The sequence below is a fragment of the Synechococcus sp. A15-24 genome, assembly GCF_014280195.1.
Lineage (GTDB): Bacteria > Cyanobacteriota > Cyanobacteriia > PCC-6307 > Cyanobiaceae > Parasynechococcus.
Genome location: NZ_CP047960.1, coordinates 65,055 through 84,205, shown reverse-complemented (window position 1 = coordinate 84,205; position 19,151 = coordinate 65,055). Strand labels below are relative to the sequence as shown.

The window sequence follows — 19,151 nt, the reverse complement described above, 5'->3', positions numbered from 1 at the left end:
CGTGGATCAATTGTTCCATAAATCATGCGTAGTAATTCTTGGTGCAGGGTCCATTAAAAATCCACCTGCATACATGAATTCGTCAAATGAAGAAATATTTATGTTGAATATAGGTCATAGCCTTGTAGTTGAAAAAATTGCTAATTTTTATATTGAAAAAGGAATTTCTAATATAATACTAGCAGTAAATGATGAACATCCTTTTCACTCATTCAGGGCTTTTTGCAAGGTCAATATTAAGTCAATAGGCATAACTTTAGCACCATTAGAAACTTTAGAGAGGACGATACGTGACTTGTCGAGTGATATTATAATTGTTAATCCAATCACCACAATTCCAACATATAAATTCGATGAATTAGATATTCCTTCAATAGTTTATGGCGAAGAATCGATCCCAAAAGAAAATTGGTCTGCCCTAATCGAAGACAATCTAGCCATTGAATTTATTGGAAAGAATGAACCCATAAGTTCTCAACCTAGCCACCCATTTACCGGTATTATAGTTTCTCATAGAAAAGATCTTTTATGCGCAATGGCTGGTCTTGACAAAAGCCTATACAACGATATCAACCAACTTGCTCAATCTTTATTCAAGAATAACGCGGCAAAGATAATTTATTCAAAGTGGATTGATATTGGACATGAATCAACATTCACTACAGCATCAAAGCACGTCTTCACATCCCGTCAATTTAATAATATAGAATATAAAAAATCTAGCAATACACTCATTAAATGCTCATCAAATGTCGAAAAACTGCAGAGAGAGGCTAATTATTTCAATGAGCTTGATAAGGGGCTTAGACAATTTTATCCACAGCTTATCAATCACTACCTTGATGATGCTAATGGGAAGTATTATCTAGAATTAGAATATATTCCATACCCGTCATTGTCAGAGATTTTTCTCTTCAAAAAATTTGGACCTGCTTCATGGCAACAAATTTGTCTTGCTCTTAAAAGGGCCTTTGATCTCCTTTATAAGAAACCAGTCGCTTTTGATAGTCCTAAGCACTTATACCATGAAAAATTCAACAATCGATTGATATCAATGTCTAATATTTTTACAGGCAATAAATATCGTATACTTTCAAATTCTTGGCATAAAATACTGAACATTAACGGTGTTCAATTACCATGCTCTATAAACGACATCTGTCATAATTTAGCCAATGAACTTGTAAGTTACTCAAAGCCGATAGATCTATATAAAGGACATGGAGATTTTTGCTTTAATAATATTCTTGTTGACCCCATATTTGGGGCAGTAAAAATTATTGACCCAAGAGGGAGTGGGATTGACAATAGAAATCAAAGTAATATTGACCCACGATACGACATCTGTAAAATTAATCATTCTGTCACATGCTTGTACGACTCAATCGTGAACAATTTATTTTCCATACATATCAATGAGAGCAGTATTAATATTAAAATATATTCGCCGCAAAATCATGCGATCATTCAGAGTATATTTAACAACATTTTTATCAATAAAGTAATAAACCATGATGATCTTAGAGTCATCACTTCCAGTCTATTCTTTAGCATGATTCCTTTGCATGCTGAGAATGAACTTCGATGCTTAGCTTTTGCTCTAATAGGAAGCACTTACTACCTTCGTGGTAATATTGACTTACTTCAATAAAACCATGAATTACATCTTTACTGCAGCTGGTCAAGGATCAAGATTTAAAAATAAGGGAATAAAGCCTCCAAAACCGTTAATAAAAGCAAAAGGGAAAACCTTGTTAGAATATAGTGTCGAATCTTTTAATTATACTTCCAGCGATCAAATTTTTATAACGACATTAAAGCGTGATTTTGTAAAAAAGTATTTGGAAAAAAGTTTAAGGCATATTGTTAATGGTGCCAAGATCTATTGGCTAGAAATTGATAACCTCACGCCTGGGCAGTTGGATACTACTTTATTGACAATCAATACTTTTGACATTCAAAATGAGTTTGTTGTCCATAATTGCGACACTTATTTTGAAGCCGGTAATTTATTTAAAGATTTCTCACAATCTAATTCTGCAATCTCTTCTTTAGTACCATGTTTTATAGGTGAAGGAGATCATTGGTCTTTTGCAAAGCCATCAAGTGAAGATTCAAATATTATCATTGAAATAGTTGAAAAAAAACGAATCTCTAACTTTTGCTCTATTGGTACATATGCTTTTTCTAGCGTTTTAGATTTTAAGAATCTTCTTTCAGAATACGAAGACCATTCAGGATTTTCCGAACGCTACATAGCACCTTTTCTTAATTATATGATTCAGAAAGGCTTTATTGTTCAGCTTTCACAAGCCAAAAAGCCTAAATTATTTGGGACCCCCTATGACTTATGTAAGACCTTTGACATAAATATGAACGAACTCATCTCTGCTAACAGTTCGATAACTGGCTTTCAAAGAGAAACTTTGGTTGTTGATATCGATGAAACCCTTTGTACATTGACAGAAACTAAGAATTATTCTGATGCAATTCCTATCAAAGAACATTGTGAAGCACTTCAAAGGGCTGATAAAATGGGTTCATATATCATACTTTTTACTTCCAGAAATATGCGTTCATTTCAATCTAATATTGGTTTAATTAACAAGTACACTTTGCCTCAACTCATAAAATGGCTGAATAAGCATCAAATACCCTATGATGAAATTCAAGTCGGGAAGCCATGGGGAACTAACGTTAAATATATCGATGATAAAAGTTACAGTCTCACTGACTTTTCAAGATATGGTTTGATTGATTGAATAATGATGCTAAAATTGAAATCGACGAAGTCCAAATCTTGTAGTCTTTATCTGAGTATTTATAGTAGCTTAATCTGTTCTTAGGGTTTAATTTCATTGTTTTATCGCTTTTAAATTCACTTCGCGTTGTATTCTTTCTAAGACTTGCGATTGCTTCAGATATTAGTTCTAGACTAGGGTTATTTAAATCCATTTTTTTAAAGAACTGACGAAGGTTAGCATCGTGCAGCAAATAAAACGGCAATGCTATGTTTATTAATTCTGTTGGCAAAAAATATACTTGAGACTTTTGTCCTTGCAAGGGTTTAATGTCGAAAATATCTTCTCCAAAATGAGTTCTTATTGTATTCCATTGGTTGTTAAATGCTCCACATGAAAAAGTCGGCCTGTAGAAACTATTACTATGCATCCAAAAATGTTCACTTGTCTCTTTTGCAATCCCCAATGAGAATGTATTATAAATATCATCTTCTTCGGATTCCCTTTGTCCAACCAACAGCTCACAATAAGAATTTATATCAATACGATTCGAAATATCGCGTTCAAGATAATCACACATTATTTCTTGCCAATCATTTCCACTAAATATCTTTTTTATCATAGGATCATGTGGCAAGTGAGTACTCTTAAATTTTGAACTTGTTCCAAGTTGATGTTGATATTGCCAATCACTTTCAAATAATGAAATTGGATTCCTTATTGTAAATAAAAATGTAGTAGTTTCTTTATACTCAGGCCAATAACTTCCGAGACTTTGCTTCAGCGATCTTGCATATGCGTTTACTATCGTAATTGGTTTTTTTCTTAACTCAATAATTAGATCTTTTTCTACAAGCTTTGGATCTAGTTCACTTAGGTACTTACATCCCAAACTATCAAGTTTTAATGTATTCTCAAGTGTTGATCCGCCCGTTTTGTGCTTATGTAAGAAACAGATGCCCAATTTGAAACGTCCAAAATACGTCTAATTTTAGCATTTTGTGTTTGGCTCGTTCTTGACGCGATACATCAAACCCTATCTTAGACTCCCTGAACCCCGTACTGAAGCCTTACTTAAAAGTTATAAACTATGCATGCCTTACCTGCGAATATTATTTCAAGCTTCAATTTGTACAAAAAGTTGCATTAGCATTTGCTGCTTGAGGTTTGTTCTAGAATTACAGAAAAATTTTTATGAAGGCCTTTTTAATTACTTGTTCTGCAACGCAGACTAGATTGCCGAATGCTGTAGGCCTCCTCCAAAAAAATTTTCATCCTGAGTCTATTCAAATTATTAGGATATTTGATTCATCTGAAATAATTTCTGATGGCCTTACTCTGGGAAACTGTGAACTTTGGAAGTCTCGAATACTAGAATTATCCCCAATATTAATTGACAATGCCAATTCACAAGGAGACTATATAAGCAACTCCTCCACCTATGTCAAAAAAACAAAGACTTTTTTCCTCAATATATCCAACGAAGATGTTTTAAATTTGCCTAAATGGCTCTTATCAAGGATTTTGTCGCCGGGTGAAATTAGTGTTCTTTTAAAGCACTATTGTGCACTTTTACACATCGCAGAGGGCAAAGAAAGTCATGGTTTAATTGCTGAAGATGACATCCTTGAGCAACCAGATACTCTTGAGCTCTTTAATGAAGTTAAAAAATTTATTGATGCAAAAAATCCTGATTATATAGATGTTGCAGGGGGAGCAGGATTGCATTGTAAAAATGATAACTCATCTCAACCTCAACTTTTTGTACAAGTATTACCGCCCAGAACAAGAACCAATGCGGGATATGTCGTCTCCAAGAGATTAGCTAAGATTATTGTACAAAAATATCTACCTCTATGCTTCCCAATTGATTGGCAGTTGCAGTACATTTTATATAAATATTCAAATATGCCAATTTCTTGTTATTGGATGCAAAAAACCTTATATCTTCACGGTAGTGAAACAGTAAGCTATCAAAGTTGGAGGGACTAATGTTTCAACGACAATGGCATTCTCCAGGTTCTCAAATTGGCTTAGAAGACCACTCGATTAAACATGAATATTCGCTTATTAAGCATGACTATAGGAATGCAATATCAAATATTGACAAGTATTGCAATTCTAGCCAAAATAAGTATTGGACCCGTCAAAAATCAAGGTTAAAGCATATTTTAAGTCGCAAGACAGATTGCATCAATATATCATTCGAGGGGTTTTGGCCAGACTTCAATTGTATCGACAATCAAATTTTAGATTTTATAAGATTAGCTGTAATTGATAAAAATCTCCAGATTAATATTATTCCTTCATCCCCTGATACTGATATTAATTTCTCATCTTGCTACGGTCAATATCTTGTGCTTCCCAGTAATGCTACGCAAATTTTATTTCTAGGTGAGAATGTTAGGCCCAATTTTCTTAATTTTGATTATTCTGCTGGATTTGATCAATTTACAAGTTGCAATCGTATTATTTATATGCCCCTCTGGCTTTTTGAGATTGATTTATTCAATAAGTCCTATGATGATAGAAATCCTTTGCAAAAGAAAATTTTCCATTCAGAACAGTCTGTTGATTTCTCAAAACGAAAAGACGCCGTCGCTTTTATCGGAAATAATGCTGAACCATTTAGAGAATATTTTCTAAATCAACTGATAGACTTTGGATTTCAAGTCGATCGATTTGGTAGTCATACTAACCCGGTGGGTAATAAATTTGATCTTTTGAAAAACTATAAATACAGCTTATGCTTTGAAAATTCTTTTCATCCTGGCTACGTTACAGAAAAATTACCTCACTCCTTAATTTCTGGATGCATATCACTTTATTTTGGGTGCTTAACAAACGAACCATTTGCAAATCATCCTTTGATATTTAATGTTTCGTCATCTATGGACATCCGCAAAAGTATGCTCGAGATAAAAGAATTTGGATCTAAATTTTTTGATATTTATTCGTCGCCATCTATTGCCTCAAAAAATCAAATCAATAATTTATGTTTTAAGATAGTTGATTCGCTAAGAAGTATTTTGCAAATTTACAGTTGACATACTGTTAGTTATTAGAATATGCTTTTAGCTATAATTCACAAGAGACTATACCATCTTAATTCCGTTAAATGGCTCAATAGTTCAGCCATTAAGTACTACGAATTGGCAAATTATGATGATGCTATTGCTATCCAGCCATTTTCTGACGCAGCTGCTTAACCCGATCCCGCAGGTTCGCTGCCTCTTCGAAGTCCAGCTTCTTGGCGGCCTCCTTCATCTTTGCCTCTAGCTGATCGATCAACTCTGGCAGTGCTTCCAGGGCCAGGCTGGCGTCGGGATCATCTTCCAGAGCCTTGGCCGCTTTGCCCACCACCTGAACAAGATCCGCTTCGGGCCCTTCCTGCTTCAGCTTGCGACTCAGCTCCAGGAAGCTGAGGATCGAGTTGCTGGCCTTCTTGCCCGCAGCAGTAGGCACAATTCCATTCTTCTTGTTGTGGGCCTGCTGAATCGCCCGACGTCGTTCGGTTTCTGAGATGGCCTTCGCCATGGAGTCGGTCATGTTGTCGGCATACAGAAGCGCCACCCCTTCCACATGCCGCGCCGCCCGGCCGATGGTCTGGATCAACGACCGCTCAGCCCGCAGGAAGCCTTCCTTATCGGCATCGAGGATCGCCACCAGGCTCACTTCCGGTAAGTCCAGACCCTCCCGCAGCAGGTTCACCCCCACCAACACGTCGTATTCTCCCAAGCGCAGGTCCTGGATGATTTCGATCCGCTCGATCGAGTGGATCTCCGAGTGCAGATAGCGCACCCGCACCTCGTTCTCCGCCAGGTAATCGGTGAGGTCTTCCGCCATTCGCTTGGTGAGGGTGGTCACCAGCACCCGCTGATTCTTGGCCGCCCGATCGCGGATCTCTCCAAGCAAATCGTCCACCTGGCCGCTGGTGGGCCGCACCTCCACCACCGGATCAAGCACCCCCGTCGGGCGGATCACCTGCTCCGCCACCTCACCGCCGCTCACCTCTAGCTCCCAGTTGCCAGGCGTCGCGGAAACAAACACCGTTTGCCGCGCCTTTTCCCAGAACTCTTCACCTTTGAGGGGGCGATTGTCAGCCGCACTAGGCAGGCGAAAGCCATGCTCGATCAGCACCTTCTTGCGAGCCTGGTCGCCGTTGTACATCGCCTGCAATTGGGAGCAGGTGACGTGGCTCTCGTCCACGATCAGCAGCCAATCATCGGGGAAGTAATCGATCAGGCACTCAGGCGGCGTGCCCTCCTCGCGGCCAGCAAGATGGCGGGCGTAGTTCTCCACCCCGTTGCAATAGCCCACCTGCCCCAGCATCTCCAGGTCGTACTTGGTGCGCTGTTCCAGCCGCTGAGCCTCCAGCAACTTGCCCTCGCCGTTGAGCAGATCCAGCCGCTCCCGCAGCTCCGAGCGGATGGCACTGATCGCCGTATCCAGCCGGTCTTTCGGCGTCACGAAGTGCTTGGCCGGGTAGATGTTCACCGCCTCCAGGCTCTGGAGGATCTCGCCAGTGGTGGGGTCCACGTAGCGGATCGCCTCCACCTCATCGCCGAACAACTCGATCCGCACCAGCCGGTCTTCATAGGCGGGGCCGATCTCCAGCACGTCCCCCTTCATGCGGAAGCGGCCCCGGGCAATCTCGGTGTCGTTGCGGCTGTACTGGTTGTTCACCAGCTCTCGCAGCTGGCCGCGGATGTTGAGGGTCTCGCCTACCTCAAACTTCACCGCCGCTTTGAGGTATTCACTCGGAATACCCAGGCCGTAGATGCAGCTGATCGAGGCCACCACGATCACGTCGCGCCGTTCAAACAGCGAGCGCGTCGCTGAATGGCGCAACATGTCGATCTCCTCGTTAATCGACGCCGTCTTGGCGATGTAGGTGTCGCTGACGGGAACGTAGGCCTCCGGTTGGTAGTAGTCGTAATAGGAGATGAAGTACTCAACGGCGTTCTCGGGGAAAAACTCCCGCAGCTCGTTGCAGAGCTGCGCCGCGAGGGTTTTGTTGTGGGCCAAGACCAGGGCCGGCCGTCCGGTCTGGGCGATAACGTTGGCCATCGTGAACGTCTTGCCCGTGCCCGTCGCCCCCAGCAGGGTCTGATAGCGCTGCCCGCCATTGACACCGGCCACCAGCTGCTTGATCGCCGTGGGCTGGTCGCCCTTGGGGGAATACGGAGCTGTGAGGTCGTAGGCGGGCATGAGTTGCAAGACCAAACGACGAAGCGCAATTATCGCTGGGTCAAGCAATGCCATGCGAACACCCACCCTGCTGATCCATCACGGGGCCTACCAACCGCTCTGGCAGCAGCCTGGGTTGATTCAGGTGGGGCCCCAGATTGCTGATGGGCCCGCGAGTTTGCGGCTGACCGAGCTGTCGGTGCCGGGGCTGTGCAACGCGCTACAGCGCCGGGGATGGGCATCAAAAGGGGTGCTGCTTCAGTACACCGATCCATTTCTGCTCCGCGCTGCCCCCATGCGGGGCATCCGCCAATGGCCTGGACCACGGCTCCTTGTCTGCGGAGATCTCCATCACGGCCCCGATCCGATCGGCACCCTGCAGCAGTACTGCGCGGCTGAGCCACACGATGCAGTGCTGCTCACCTTCAATCCGGCGCTGCTGGACGACGTGCAACAGCGCTTGCCTATGCCGGTGCGCTGCTTAGCCCCATCCTTTTTTCGCTATCCAGCTGCCACACCCAGCCCAACCCCACGGCTTGAGCTGCTGCACGTGGGCAGCCTCGGCCCCCACCACCCCCGGCGCCGTGAGCTGGTGGAAGGCTTGCTCAAGAGACAACAGGTGCCGTTCCGGCACTGCACCACCTCAAACGCCAATGAAGCGGCGGGGCTTTACGCCCAACACGCCTTGGTGCTGAATGTGCCCTTGAACCATGACCTCAACCACCGCCTGTTTGAAGTGATGGCCGCCGGCGTGCCCCAGGTGATCTTTGGCGAACCCAGCCTGCTGGGACAGAACAGCCCACTGGTCAACCGGCCCGATCTGTTCTGGGCCAACTCCATCGAGGAGCTGGAAACACTGGTTCAAAAAATCTTGGCTAATCCAACCAGACTCCGAGCCATCCCCGTCAAAAAACCGCCCTACTGGGACCTCAAAGCACTCCTGAAAGATGCCCTAGCTCCTTGATCTGCAACCTCTCAACACCAGGGGAGCAAGATGAACTGCTGCGGCTCCCCGACCCGTGACCCCGATCCGGCTGGTCCACCATGCCCCCGGTGCCCCCGGCCTGCGCTGGCTTGGCCTCGGGCCGGATCTGCGTCCCTGCCGGGCGCTGCTCAAGCTGCAACGGCTGTTTGATCGCCACGCCTTCTGGGCCCGCGGCCGCAGCTTTTCCCAGCTGCGGCGCTTACTCGCCGGTAGCAGCACAGTGGTGAGCCTCTGGCGCGGCAAGCGGCTGGTGGGCTTCGGGCGGGCTACCTCCGATGGCTTCAGCCGCGCCGTGCTCTGGGACATCGTCGTGGCCGGCGATCTGCAGGGCCATGGCCTCGGCCGCCGGGTGATCGAAGAACTCCTCCACACCCCGCCGGTGGTGGGGGTGGAACGGGTCTATTTAATGACCACCAACAGCGCCGGCTTCTACCGGCAACTGGGCTTCCAGGATGCAAGCCCCCAACAGCTGATGGTGCTGCGCCGTTGAGGGCTATATCAACCCAGAAGCTAGGTACGGTCTAAATCGAGTGTGCAGCCGATGCCGCGATGCTCTTCCAAACCCCTTTACGACGCACTGCAGGGCTATCTCTTTGGGGGCGCCGGAAACAAAGAAACCTCCACTTCGACCAATAAGCCCAAGGACAACTCAAAAAGAAAGAGTTGTGGGCATGGAATTAAAGTCAAAGCATTCAAACCACCCTTCGTGACAACATGTACCCAAATTGGATCAACAGCCCATTAATCAATACTTCTATTTTAAGTGAACAATTCTTAAAAATAGGTTTTAGCCAGAATGGAGAAGATGAAATTATTCGAGAATTTTTTTGGAATGACATATTATCAGATATTAAGGGAACATATCTTGACATAGGCTGTTACCATGAAACACTTTACTCAAATACTAAACTTTTAAATCTAGCAGGCTGGAACGGCGTAGCTATTGACGCTAATCCAGATTTGGAGAGTCATTGGAAAAACATCAGAAGGGCCGATACTTTTTTTAATTTAGGAATCAAATCAAGCCAGGTGAATTCAGAATTTAAGCACCTTAAATTCTTTCGTTTCAAGGCCGGCGCCATCAACACATTTGATAAAAATGTAGCAAGAACCTGGGTAGAGAGGGGGTTTGAATTTAGGGATATGTTAGACATAGAGTGTAAGACGCTCCCAGAGATTTCTAATTTAATACTTTCGTTACTCCCAAATTTCAGTCCAGCATTTTTAAATATAGACATAGAACAAGTGAATTATTTAAGTGACTTATCAGAATTTTTGAAATCGATGAATAACCCAAGACTTGTATGCATCGAATGGGTTAGCCAAGGATTCGGAATTGATAATTATAAGGAGTCTATGGAATACCACCTATTGAGTAGCAGCGGCTACAAAGTCACTAATATTATGGGCGGCAATTTGTTCGCAGCCTATGTTAAGTAGCCTTTTCCACCAGCACTAAAGATAGCCAACACCGAAATTGATTTGAATTAACATGTTGAAATATATAAACCACAATATTGTATTCTTTTTTAGACTATGTTTGCCCATGCCATTTACGGCAAAGTAAGCTCACCGAACAGCTCCCCCCAATACATAACTATATCGCGAACTAAAAGCGAATTGATGGGATTAGAAGTTGAAAAACTTTCGGCGGTCATATATTGCTGCCAAAAAATCACTTTTTAATTTTTAATAAATATTCAACCAATTGCAGCACATTTCAGAACAATATTCCAATAGGTCTCAGACGCGGCAAGCGGCGGTGCTTCAGCTGGGCCACATCCTATGGGGTACGGCCTAGACGTGCTCCCCGATATCGTCGTGTCAGGTGATCTCTAAGCCACTGGTCTGGGGCGCTTAGGCAGATACAACCCCAGAAGCTGGGTACGATTCGAGACCGAAAGTGCAGTCTATGCCGCGGTCCGTTTCCCAGCTTCAGGACAACGCTCTTCAAGGGAATTTATTCGGCGCCCCTGAGTCAACTGCCTCGTCTGCGACCCCCAGCGAACCTGAGGCCGCCAGCCACGATCTCAGCGACGACGAGCTCGGCGCCGATGCCGCCGCCCGGCCCCGCCAGCGGCAGGCCACGACAAACAAGGCCAGCAGCGAAGCTCCAGCTGCGAACGATTCAGAACCAAGCAGCGACGAACCCGCCTGGGCCCATCACAGCCAGGTGGATCCGCTGCAGCTGACACCGATGCTGCGTCACTACGTGGAACTCAAAGCGGCCCATCCCGAGCGGGTGCTGATCTACCGCCTGGGGGACTTCTTCGAGTGCTTCTTCGAGGACGCCATCGAGCTCTCGCGGGTGCTGGAACTCACCCTTACCGGTAAAGAGGGCGGCAAGGCCATCGGCCGGGTGCCGATGGCGGGCATCCCCCACCACGCCGCCGAGCGCTACTGCACCGAACTGATCAAACAGGGCTACAGCGTGGCTCTGTGCGACCAGCTCGAAACCACCCCCACCAAGGGCGCCCTGCTCAAACGGGACATCACCCGGGTGCTGACCCCCGGCACCGTGCTGGAGGAGGGCATGCTCAGCGCCCGCCGCAACAACTGGCTGGCGGCAGTCGTCGTGGAATCAGCCCAGGGGGAACAACCCTTCCGCTGGGGTCTGGCCAGCACCGATGTGAGTACCGGTGAGGTGCGCGTGCTGCAACGGCAAGGCAGCGACAGCCTTCATCAGTACTTGGCACAGTTGCAGGCATCCGAACTGCTGTGGAGCGGAGCAGAAGCCAGTCCAGCTTGGTGCCCAGATGGCTGGCGTCTGACGCCCGTCGCCAGCACTCCCTTCAGTCGCCCCGACGCTGAAGCCATGCTGCTGCGCCACTACAAATTGGCGACACTCGACGGCCTTGGTCTTTCGGACACCCCGTTCGCACTGCGGGCCCTGGGGGGCTTGGTGGCCTACCTGCGCGACACCCAACCCCTCGATGAGGTCAGCTCCGTTCCCCTCGAGGTGCCAACACTCGAGCAACGCGGTGATGCCCTGGTGCTTGATCTCCAGACCCGCCGCAACCTCGAGCTCACTGCCACGCAGCGTGATGGGCAACTGCAGGGTTCCCTGCTTTGGGCGATTGACCGTTGCCTGACCGCCATGGGCGGCCGCTGCTTAAGGCGCTGGATCGAAGCGCCGCTGATGGACCTCACCACAATTCAGCAACGCCAGGCCGTGGTCTCACGGCTGGTGGAGCAACGCAGCTTGCGGCTGACGATCCGGAAGCTGCTGCGGCCGATGGGTGATCTCGAGCGGCTGTCCGGTCGTGCCGGAGCTGGCCATGCCGGGGCCCGCGATGTCGTCGCCATTGCGGATGGACTCGAACGGTTGCCACAGTTGGCAGCCCAGTTGAACGGTCAGATCGCACAGGAACCCGACTGGTTGGAGCCACTCACCCAACCGCAACCGGCCCTGGCGGAACTGGCGGCCGTCGTCCGCCACCAACTGCTGGCGACCCCACCGCTGAGCCTCAGTGAAGGCGGACTGATCCACGACGGGGTTGACCCTCTCCTTGATGGGTTGCGCAACCAACTGGATGATCAGGACGCCTGGCTTGCCGATCAAGAGCAGCTGGAGCGACAACGCAGCGGCATCGCCACCCTGAAGCTGCAGCACCACCGCACCTTCGGCTATTTCCTGGCGGTGAGCAAAGCCAAGGCCACGGCGGTGCCGAACCACTGGATCCGCCGCCAGACCCTGGCCAATGAGGAACGGTTCATCACCCCGGATCTCAAAGAGCGGGAAGGCAGCATCTTCCAACTGCGGGCTCGCGCCTGCCAGCGGGAATATGAGCTGTTTTGCCAGCTGCGTGAGCAGGTTGGCGCCATGGCCGCTCCGATCCGTCAGGCAGCTCGCGCCGTCGCTGCGCTGGATGCGCTCACGGGCTTGGCCGATGTCGCTGCCACAGGGGGCTACTGCGCTCCCACCATCAACGACAGCCGCGTCTTGCAGCTGGAGGCCAGCCGTCACCCCGTGGTGGAGCAACGGCTGGTGGAGTCCACCTTCATCGCCAATGATGTGCAGCTCGGTGATGGCACCGACCTGGTGGTGCTCACCGGCCCCAACGCCAGTGGCAAGAGCTGCTACCTGCGCCAGATCGGCCTCATCCAACTGATGGCGCAAATCGGCAGTTGGGTGCCCGCCCGCTCCGCCACCATTGGCATTGCCGATCGAATCTTCACCCGCGTGGGTGCTGTGGATGATCTGGCGGCCGGTCAGTCCACCTTCATGGTGGAGATGGCGGAAACCGCCAACATCCTTCACCACGCCAGTGATCGCTCCCTCGTGCTGCTCGATGAAATTGGCCGAGGCACGGCAACGTTCGACGGCCTCTCCATCGCCTGGGCCGTGAGCGAACACTTGGCCGGCGATCTGGGCTGCCGCACGGTGTTTGCCACCCACTACCACGAGCTCAACAATCTGGCCGCTGAACGCGACAACGTGGCCAACTTTCAGGTGCTGGTGGAGGAAACCGGCGAGGATCTGGTGTTCCTCCATCAGGTGCAGGCCGGCGGTGCCAGCCGCAGCTACGGCATTGAAGCGGCACGGCTTGCGGGTGTCCCCAAGCCGGTCGTCAGACGCGCCCTTCAAATCCTTGATCAATTGGCAGCATGAACATGGCCCGTCATGGAGGGACAAACCTGGTCGCGATGCTTAGCTCACTGAATCGGCCAGACTGAACACATCCAACCCCCTTGTGGGTTTATGAAACGTTGGCTTCGCAAGCTCAAGAGCACACTCTTTGGGGGAAAAACCAAAGACACGATTATCTGGCAATACAAAGTCGTTCAGATGGTTGCCCAAGCGCCTGCTAATCCTGACGATGCCAGCCGAAGGTTGGGTGGTTCATTGAGTGCAGAAGCCTTACGAAACCAATTTCCTGAGTACTACAACAACGCAAACGGGCGAGCTCAGATTTGTGACTTCCTCAACGAATTAGGCCGCGACGGCTGGGAGCTCATCCAAGTTCAACAGGTTGCAGATCTTCCTCTGATGATTTTTAAACGACCGTTGCGAAGCACTCTCGAGGAATCCATGGCTATGCCAATGGGTAGTGACTCCCGAGAAACCCATGCCAGACAATCCCACTGATCACACCCACGAAACCCACATTGGCTGGCAACGGACCGGCACTGGGGCCCATGTCGATAGTGACCACCTCGTCATCGATCAAACGCCCGCCAAGAGCGTGTATCAAGGCGGATCACCAATGGTCAGCTTCGAGGATCAAGGCAACAACGCAAGTCAAAGCGCACGCACAGACGAATCCAATCAGCCCAGCTTCCTGAACGTGGATGCCCAAGGCCTGGATTCACCCCTGGAGTTGCTGGGATTTAACGAACCACCTGATGAGCCATCCGTACCTCCCTTGGTTTGGTTTGGTGACGACACGGAGTGCGACTTCGGCCTTGATACCAGTGACCAACAGGTGTTCAGCTGATAGCACCTCGCTTTTTTTATGGCGAGGTTGCTTGCAACAGAGACAAGACATATCCCGCCCGCCGTTGATGTCCATAGGCCTCCGCCTCCTGCGGGATTGGATCGGGATGCCCCGTACTCCAGCCCAGCGGTGGCACACCCCGCAAGTTGCCTTGTAGGTGCTGCAGCACATGGATGAATTCATGGCTGATCAACAAGCACCGCACCAGCGGGCTCATCGGCCGTTGCTTCAGCGTGATCGTGCCAAGACGTCCGGGTTCGGCCTTATAGGTGGCGTCTTTGCCAGGCAGCTCAGGTGCGCCAGCTTGAACTGAGATCCCAAGGCGCTGGCCCTCGCTCAACAGCGCATCACCTAAGGCAGGGTTGTCATCACAGGTGGGATAGGTCCCTGGCGGTGGCTGCTGATAATTCGGCTTGGTCGGTGCAATAACAGCCGAGCTTTGACGGTCAGCGCTTTTTGACGCGTGATCGTCCACAGCAAGACGCCAGCTGCCGATCACCAGCACGCTCAAAGGAAACAGCAGCGGCAGCAGACAGCCTTTCCAGCCCACAGAACCTGGAGCGACTCAACCCACCGGCGTGGGCAGCCCTTGCATCAGGCTGCCCATCTCCAGGGCCTCCAAGCCGTAGCTCCAGCCCAGGTTGCTCTTGATGCCTGCACGCTCCAACGCCTGCTGCATCGTGTCTGTGGTGAGCACACCAAAAATCACAGGCACCGCGGCATCCCGAGCCACCGCCGCAATCCCCTTGCTGGCTTCAGCAACCACCACATCGAAGTGGGGGGTGTCGCCACGGATCACAGCGCCCAGGGTGATCAGCACCTGGTACTTACCGCTGCGGGCCATCTGCTGCGCCACGATCGGTAGCTCAAACGATCCCGGCACCCAGGCCACATCCAGTTGACCACTGGTCTCGGACACATCAAGTCCATGACGTTTGAGGCAATCCAGGCAGCCGCTCAGCAGCTTGGCGGTGACCAGATCATTGAACCGGGCCACGACGATGCCGATGCGCAGCCCTGACGCATCGGAAAAACATCCCTCAAAAGTGGCCATGGGGAGGTGCCAGCTGAATCACAGCCATCGTGGCACCACCTGGGTTGCAACCGACGCCGCCGTCAGACCACAAAGAAGCTCACACCCCAGTTCAGCAACACCAGCGCCACCCAAACAGCACTGCCCAGCAGGATCAGACGGTTGGAACGACCGCTGTCTTCGCTGGAGGCATACAGCACCGGAACCGCCACGATGAGCGCAAAGGACGCCACCACGAGGGCCAGAACCGTCAGCGTGTTGAGGAACTGCATGGGTCTTAAAGGCAGGACAAGATTTTCACACGAAAGCGGTGGCCTCCGAGAGGGATGCCAGCACTCTTCACACCATGAAGGTGTTTCAGACGCGGGCCGTTACAGCGCTGCTGAGGGCATCCCGCAGACCGCGCACCACCGCCACCATGGCCAGCTCATCGTTCAGGCGGTTCACGGCTGATCCCACACCAACGCCAGCGGCACCGGCGGCGATCGCCATCGGCACGGTGACCGCCGACAGACCGGAGGCGCAGAGCACCGGAGCCTCCGACACACGGCTGATGCTGTGGGCCGCCGCCAAGGTGGGGGCCGCCTTCTCGATCAGGCCGAGGCTGCCGGCACTGAAGGGCTTGGCGCTGGTGCCACCTTCGGTCTGGATCAGGTCGGCACCGGCGGCCACTAGATCGATCGCCAGCTGTTCCTGCTGATCCATCGGCAACACGTGGGGCACGGTGACACTCAGCACCACCTCCGGCAGCAGCTCGCGGGTGCGACTGGTGAGCTCGAGCACCTCCGCGGCACCGAAGATCCTGCCCTGGGGATAGAAGGCATCGAAATTGCCGATCTCGACCATCACGGCACCGGCGGCCACGGCAGCAGGGAACTGTTCCGGCTCCACCGAGGACACGCACACCGGCACACCACCGGAGGCTTCGATCGCCAGGCTCACCAGTTCGGCGTCGCAGGCCACATCAATCAAATCCGCCCCGCCATGCCCCGCAGCACGGGCCACCCGGGCGACGCTGGCGGCGTCGAAATTCATCAGGCCGGCGATCACCTTGAGGGTGGACCGCTGCTCGAGGCTGCGCTGCAGAGCGACGGGCAGCTGCTGGAGACGGGACATGGGGACTGGACAGCGATCCCCTGATTCTCACACCGTGGGGGAACAACGCCCACTCGCTTTGGCCTGGAGCCCCTGGCACGACCGTCTGCACCGGCGGCTGCAGCAACATCCGCTGCTGCTGCCAGATGGGCAACCGCTGCTGCTGGCGGTATCCGGCGGCCAGGACTCGATGGCCCTGTTGGTGCTGCTGCAGGAGCTGCAGCGGCTGCACCACTGGCCGCTGAACATCTGGCATGGCGACCACGGCTGGCATCCGGGTTCAGCCGCGATTGCGGCTGACTTGAAGAGCTGGTGCCAACAGCGGGACCTACCGATTCAGGTGGACCAAGCACCACAGAACAGCACAACCAGCGAAGCAAGTGCCCGCCAGTGGCGCTACAGCCAACTCCAGCAGCGGGCCGGACAGCTGAGTGCCGATGTGGTCACAGGCCACACCGCCAGCGACCGGGCGGAAACCCTGCTGCTGCAACTGGCCCGCGGCACGGACCTGGCCGGCCTCGGTGCCCTGCGGCCCGTGCGGCCCCTCTGCAACGACAGCCCCGACGCTGCGCAGCTGCGGCGCCCTTTGCTGGGCTTCAGCCGCGCCGATACCGCCGCAGTGTGCCGGGATCTGGCCATCCCGATCTGGCAGGACCCCAGCAACCAATCAGCGGCCTTTGCCCGCAACCGGATCCGGGCTGAGGTGCTGCCGGTGCTGGAGCAGCTCCACCCCGGCAGCAGCCAGCGGATGGCCAACTTGGCGGAACGAACGTCCCAGCTGCAGGACACTCAGCAGGAGTTGAGCCAGCTGGCACTCGAGCCGCTGCGCACCAGCACCGGCCTGGATCGTCGCCGGCTGGGGGCACTGCAACCCTCCACCCGCCGTCAGCTGCTGGCGGTGTGGCTAGTGGAGCAGGGGGTTTCTGGCCTCAACGCCGCTCTGCTGGAGCAGCTCAGTGAACACCTGGTCCTCGGCGCTGCCGGCGGCGGCTGCGACCTCCCCGGAGGCTGGCGGCTGCAATGGCAGGGGGACAACCTCAGCCTGCGGCCGCCCGCAACAGGGCATTGACCGCCGCAGCCACCAGGCCCGCCCCACCGCGGCTGCCCTCCAGACGGATGTGATCCAAGCCGCTCTCAGCCAGATAGCGCTTGCTTTCGGCCACCCCGACAAAGCCCACCGGCATGCCGATCACCAGGCTGGGGGCTGGCGCTCCAGCCGCCACCTGCTCCAGCAGCACCTCCAGGGCCGTGGGGGCACTGCCGATCAACACCAGAGGTGCAGGGCCAGCCGCTGACAGCTCTTGCCAGGCCCGCTCCATCCCCGCTGCCGTTCGTGTCGACCCCAGCGGCGCCTGATTCGGGGCCCACTCCAGCACCGTGCGCACCGTCGTTTGCAATGTGCGCTGGGCCATCGGCGCCACCGCCGCTGCCGCCATGACTGTGTCCGTCAGGATCGCTGCTCCCTGCTGCAGGGCCGTCAGGCCTGCGTCACAGGCGCCGGTACTGAAGCGCAGCAAGTCCCCCAGGGCCAGATCGCCGCTGCTATGCACTAACCGCTCCAACACCTGCTGTTGCAACGGCTCCAGATCCGTGGGACCCAGGGCCTCACGGATCCGCCGGATGCTTTCGGTGAAGATCGGGTGGTCCTGGGCCATCGCCGCCATCATCGACCCATGCCGATCCATCTGATCTGGGGTGATGACGCCGCCGCGCGGGATCGGGCCATCAACGGCCTGATCGAGACGGTGGTGGATCCCAGCTGGGCCAGCCTCAACCTCAGCCGCCTCGATGGCGCTGAAGCCGGTCAGGCCGTCCAGGCCCTCGATGAGGCCCGAACGCCGCCCTTCGCGGCCGGTGAACGCCTGGTGCTGCTGCAACGCAGTCCTTTCTGCAATGGCTGTCCCACCGAGCTGGCGGATCGCTTCGAAGCCGCACTGACGCTGATCCCCGACAGCAGCCATCTGGTGCTGGTCAATCCCTCCAAGCCCGACGGTCGCCTGCGCACCACCAAGGCCCTGCAGAAGCGCATCAAAGCCGGCCTAGACCAGGAAAAGAGCTTCCCCTTGCCGGCCGTGTGGGATGGGGCCGGTCAGCGACAGCTGGTGCAGCGCACCGCCGAAGCCCTTGGCCTGCGCCTGGAACCGGACGCCATCGATGCCCTGGTGGACGCCATCGGCACGGACAGCGCCCGGCTGGAATCGGAACTGCGCAAGCTCTCCCTGCGGTCCACAACCATCAGTGCCGAGCTGGTGGCCGAGCTGGTTGGAGGGTTGGCGACCAATGCCCTGCAGGTGGGCGATGCCCTGCTGGAAGGCAACCCCGGTGACGCCATCGCCCGCTGGGATGCCCTGATCGAAGCCGGTGAACCGGCCCTGCGCATCGTGGCCACCCTCAGCGGGCAGATCCGCGGCTGGCTCTGGGTGAGCTTGATGGAGCAGCAAGGCGAACGGGATGTGGCGGTGATCGCCAAGGCCGCCGGCATCGGCAACCCGAAACGGATTTATGTGATGCGCAAGCAGCTGCAGGGCCGACCACCCCAGCGCTTCCTCTCCCTGCTGGGGCGGCTGCTGGAGGTGGAAGCCCGGCTGAAGCGGGGTGCCCAGCCCGGTGATGCCTTCCGTGATGGCCTGCTGGGCTGACGCCAGGCCTCCGGGTGAGAAAATCCAGCG

19 protein-coding genes are annotated in these 19,151 nt (G+C 52.7%); 12 read left to right on the top strand and 7 right to left on the bottom strand.

Annotated elements, in window-relative coordinates; translation table 11 throughout:
* The first annotated feature begins 73 nt into the window (after positions 1 to 73).
* On the top strand, positions 74 to 1,651 hold the full coding sequence (locus SynA1524_RS00430) for a protein kinase family protein (RefSeq protein ID WP_186498478.1): 1,578 nt from the start codon (positions 74 to 76) through the stop codon (positions 1,649 to 1,651).
* A gap of 4 nt (positions 1,652 to 1,655) precedes the next feature.
* The gene (locus SynA1524_RS00425) at positions 1,656 to 2,762 is read left to right on the top strand and encodes a hypothetical protein (protein ID WP_186498477.1); all 1,107 of its coding nucleotides are present in this window, start codon (positions 1,656 to 1,658) and stop codon (positions 2,760 to 2,762) included.
* On the opposite strand, the gene SynA1524_RS00420 is transcribed toward SynA1524_RS00425, so the two are convergent.
* Complete coding sequence (locus SynA1524_RS00420; protein ID WP_186498476.1) at positions 2,728 to 3,705, bottom strand: hypothetical protein; 978 nt, start codon at positions 3,703 to 3,705, stop codon at positions 2,728 to 2,730. The two genes, SynA1524_RS00425 and SynA1524_RS00420, sit on opposite strands and share 35 nt — an antisense overlap.
* A 230-nt stretch (positions 3,706 to 3,935) precedes the next feature.
* Between SynA1524_RS00420 and SynA1524_RS00415 the strand changes: the two genes are divergently transcribed.
* Together SynA1524_RS00415 and SynA1524_RS00410 are read left to right on the top strand one after the other, a co-directional pair.
* Positions 3,936 to 4,733: a glycosyltransferase family protein gene (locus tag SynA1524_RS00415; RefSeq protein ID WP_186498475.1), complete on the top strand. Its 798-nt coding sequence runs from the start codon at positions 3,936 to 3,938 to the stop codon at positions 4,731 to 4,733.
* Entirely contained in the window at positions 4,733 to 5,788 is a 1,056-nt protein-coding gene (locus SynA1524_RS00410; protein ID WP_186498474.1) for a glycosyltransferase family 10 domain-containing protein, read from the top strand. The genes SynA1524_RS00415 and SynA1524_RS00410 overlap by 1 nt, the downstream gene beginning before the upstream one ends.
* Positions 5,789 to 5,918: 130 nt before the next feature.
* On the opposite strand, the gene uvrB is transcribed toward SynA1524_RS00410, so the two are convergent.
* Complete coding sequence (gene uvrB / locus SynA1524_RS00405) at positions 5,919 to 7,952, bottom strand: excinuclease ABC subunit UvrB (RefSeq protein WP_186499421.1); 2,034 nt, start codon at positions 7,950 to 7,952, stop codon at positions 5,919 to 5,921.
* 52 nt (positions 7,953 to 8,004) lie between these two features.
* Here uvrB and SynA1524_RS00400 point away from each other — a divergent pair, with 52 nt between their 5' ends.
* From SynA1524_RS00400 to SynA1524_RS00375, 6 genes are all read left to right on the top strand, one after another.
* On the top strand, positions 8,005 to 8,895 hold the full coding sequence (locus tag SynA1524_RS00400) for a glycosyltransferase family protein (RefSeq protein WP_186498473.1): 891 nt from the start codon (positions 8,005 to 8,007) through the stop codon (positions 8,893 to 8,895).
* A gap of 55 nt (positions 8,896 to 8,950) precedes the next feature.
* Positions 8,951 to 9,406 (top strand): GNAT family N-acetyltransferase, encoded by a 456-nt coding sequence (locus SynA1524_RS00395; protein WP_186498472.1) that lies wholly within the window; start codon positions 8,951 to 8,953, stop codon positions 9,404 to 9,406.
* 224 nt (positions 9,407 to 9,630) lie between these two features.
* Positions 9,631 to 10,356: a hypothetical protein gene (locus SynA1524_RS00390; protein ID WP_186498471.1), complete on the top strand. Its 726-nt coding sequence runs from the start codon at positions 9,631 to 9,633 to the stop codon at positions 10,354 to 10,356.
* A 472-nt stretch (positions 10,357 to 10,828) separates the two neighbouring features.
* On the top strand, positions 10,829 to 13,528 hold the full coding sequence (gene mutS, locus SynA1524_RS00385; protein ID WP_186498470.1) for a DNA mismatch repair protein MutS: 2,700 nt from the start codon (positions 10,829 to 10,831) through the stop codon (positions 13,526 to 13,528).
* A gap of 90 nt (positions 13,529 to 13,618) precedes the next feature.
* Positions 13,619 to 14,005: a DUF4177 domain-containing protein gene (locus SynA1524_RS00380; protein WP_186498469.1), complete on the top strand. Its 387-nt coding sequence runs from the start codon at positions 13,619 to 13,621 to the stop codon at positions 14,003 to 14,005.
* Positions 13,986 to 14,354 (top strand): hypothetical protein, encoded by a 369-nt coding sequence (locus SynA1524_RS00375; protein ID WP_186498468.1) that lies wholly within the window; start codon positions 13,986 to 13,988, stop codon positions 14,352 to 14,354. The genes SynA1524_RS00380 and SynA1524_RS00375 overlap by 20 nt, the downstream gene beginning before the upstream one ends.
* A gap of 16 nt (positions 14,355 to 14,370) precedes the next feature.
* Here SynA1524_RS00375 and SynA1524_RS00370 read toward each other — a convergent pair whose 3' ends face one another.
* The 4 genes from SynA1524_RS00370 to SynA1524_RS00355 form a co-directional block, all read right to left on the bottom strand.
* Positions 14,371 to 14,904: a hypothetical protein gene (locus SynA1524_RS00370; protein ID WP_286188609.1), complete on the bottom strand. Its 534-nt coding sequence runs from the start codon at positions 14,902 to 14,904 to the stop codon at positions 14,371 to 14,373.
* Between the two features lie 15 nt (positions 14,905 to 14,919).
* Positions 14,920 to 15,408 carry a 6,7-dimethyl-8-ribityllumazine synthase gene (ribH, locus tag SynA1524_RS00365; protein WP_186498467.1) on the bottom strand — a complete coding sequence of 163 codons (489 nt, stop codon included), beginning with the start codon at positions 15,406 to 15,408 and terminating at the stop codon, positions 14,920 to 14,922.
* Positions 15,409 to 15,470: 62 nt separating this feature from the next.
* Positions 15,471 to 15,659, bottom strand: a complete 189-nt coding sequence (psbZ, locus tag SynA1524_RS00360; protein ID WP_186498466.1) for a photosystem II reaction center protein PsbZ — start codon at positions 15,657 to 15,659, stop codon at positions 15,471 to 15,473.
* Positions 15,660 to 15,744: 85 nt separating this feature from the next.
* A complete protein-coding gene (locus tag SynA1524_RS00355) occupies positions 15,745 to 16,503 on the bottom strand; it encodes a DUF561 domain-containing protein (protein WP_186498465.1) in 759 nt (252 codons plus the stop codon).
* Here SynA1524_RS00355 and tilS point away from each other — a divergent pair.
* The gene (gene tilS, locus SynA1524_RS00350) at positions 16,502 to 17,551 is read left to right on the top strand and encodes a tRNA lysidine(34) synthetase TilS (protein WP_186498464.1); all 1,050 of its coding nucleotides are present in this window, start codon (positions 16,502 to 16,504) and stop codon (positions 17,549 to 17,551) included. The two genes, SynA1524_RS00355 and tilS, sit on opposite strands and share 2 nt — an antisense overlap.
* On the opposite strand, the gene SynA1524_RS00345 is transcribed toward tilS, so the two are convergent.
* Positions 17,520 to 18,146, bottom strand: a complete 627-nt coding sequence (locus SynA1524_RS00345) for a precorrin-8X methylmutase (RefSeq protein ID WP_186499419.1) — start codon at positions 18,144 to 18,146, stop codon at positions 17,520 to 17,522. The genes tilS and SynA1524_RS00345 overlap by 32 nt on opposite strands.
* 9 nt (positions 18,147 to 18,155) lie before the next feature.
* On the opposite strand from SynA1524_RS00345, the gene holA reads away from it, so the two are divergent.
* Positions 18,156 to 19,121, top strand: coding sequence for a DNA polymerase III subunit delta (gene holA / locus SynA1524_RS00340; protein ID WP_186498463.1), 966 nt, complete (start codon positions 18,156 to 18,158; stop codon positions 19,119 to 19,121).
* Positions 19,122 to 19,151: the final 30 nt, after the last annotated feature.

Excerpts from the sequence above, each read along its gene's own strand:
- SynA1524_RS00430 (WP_186498478.1), top strand. The coding sequence starts at position 74 with ATGAATTCGTCAAATGAAGAAATATTTATGTTGAATATAGGTCATAGC.
- SynA1524_RS00425 (WP_186498477.1), top strand. The coding sequence starts at position 1,656 with ATGAATTACATCTTTACTGCAGCTGGTCAAGGATCAAGATTTAAAAAT.
- SynA1524_RS00415 (WP_186498475.1), top strand. The coding sequence starts at position 3,936 with ATGAAGGCCTTTTTAATTACTTGTTCTGCAACGCAGACTAGATTGCCG.
- SynA1524_RS00410 (WP_186498474.1), top strand. The coding sequence starts at position 4,733 with ATGTTTCAACGACAATGGCATTCTCCAGGTTCTCAAATTGGCTTAGAA.
- uvrB (WP_186499421.1), bottom strand. The coding sequence starts at position 7,952 with ATGCCCGCCTACGACCTCACAGCTCCGTATTCCCCCAAGGGCGACCAG.
- SynA1524_RS00400 (WP_186498473.1), top strand. The coding sequence starts at position 8,005 with ATGCGAACACCCACCCTGCTGATCCATCACGGGGCCTACCAACCGCTC.
- SynA1524_RS00390 (WP_186498471.1), top strand. The coding sequence starts at position 9,631 with ATGTACCCAAATTGGATCAACAGCCCATTAATCAATACTTCTATTTTA.
- mutS (WP_186498470.1), top strand. The coding sequence starts at position 10,829 with ATGCCGCGGTCCGTTTCCCAGCTTCAGGACAACGCTCTTCAAGGGAAT.
- SynA1524_RS00380 (WP_186498469.1), top strand. The coding sequence starts at position 13,619 with ATGAAACGTTGGCTTCGCAAGCTCAAGAGCACACTCTTTGGGGGAAAA.
- SynA1524_RS00375 (WP_186498468.1), top strand. The coding sequence starts at position 13,986 with ATGCCAGACAATCCCACTGATCACACCCACGAAACCCACATTGGCTGG.
- ribH (WP_186498467.1), bottom strand. The coding sequence starts at position 15,408 with ATGGCCACTTTTGAGGGATGTTTTTCCGATGCGTCAGGGCTGCGCATC.
- psbZ (WP_186498466.1), bottom strand. The coding sequence starts at position 15,659 with ATGCAGTTCCTCAACACGCTGACGGTTCTGGCCCTCGTGGTGGCGTCC.
- tilS (WP_186498464.1), top strand. The coding sequence starts at position 16,502 with ATGGGGACTGGACAGCGATCCCCTGATTCTCACACCGTGGGGGAACAA.
- SynA1524_RS00355 (WP_186498465.1), bottom strand. The coding sequence starts at position 16,503 with ATGTCCCGTCTCCAGCAGCTGCCCGTCGCTCTGCAGCGCAGCCTCGAG.
- SynA1524_RS00345 (WP_186499419.1), bottom strand. The coding sequence starts at position 18,146 with ATGGCGGCGATGGCCCAGGACCACCCGATCTTCACCGAAAGCATCCGG.
- holA (WP_186498463.1), top strand. The coding sequence starts at position 18,156 with ATGCCGATCCATCTGATCTGGGGTGATGACGCCGCCGCGCGGGATCGG.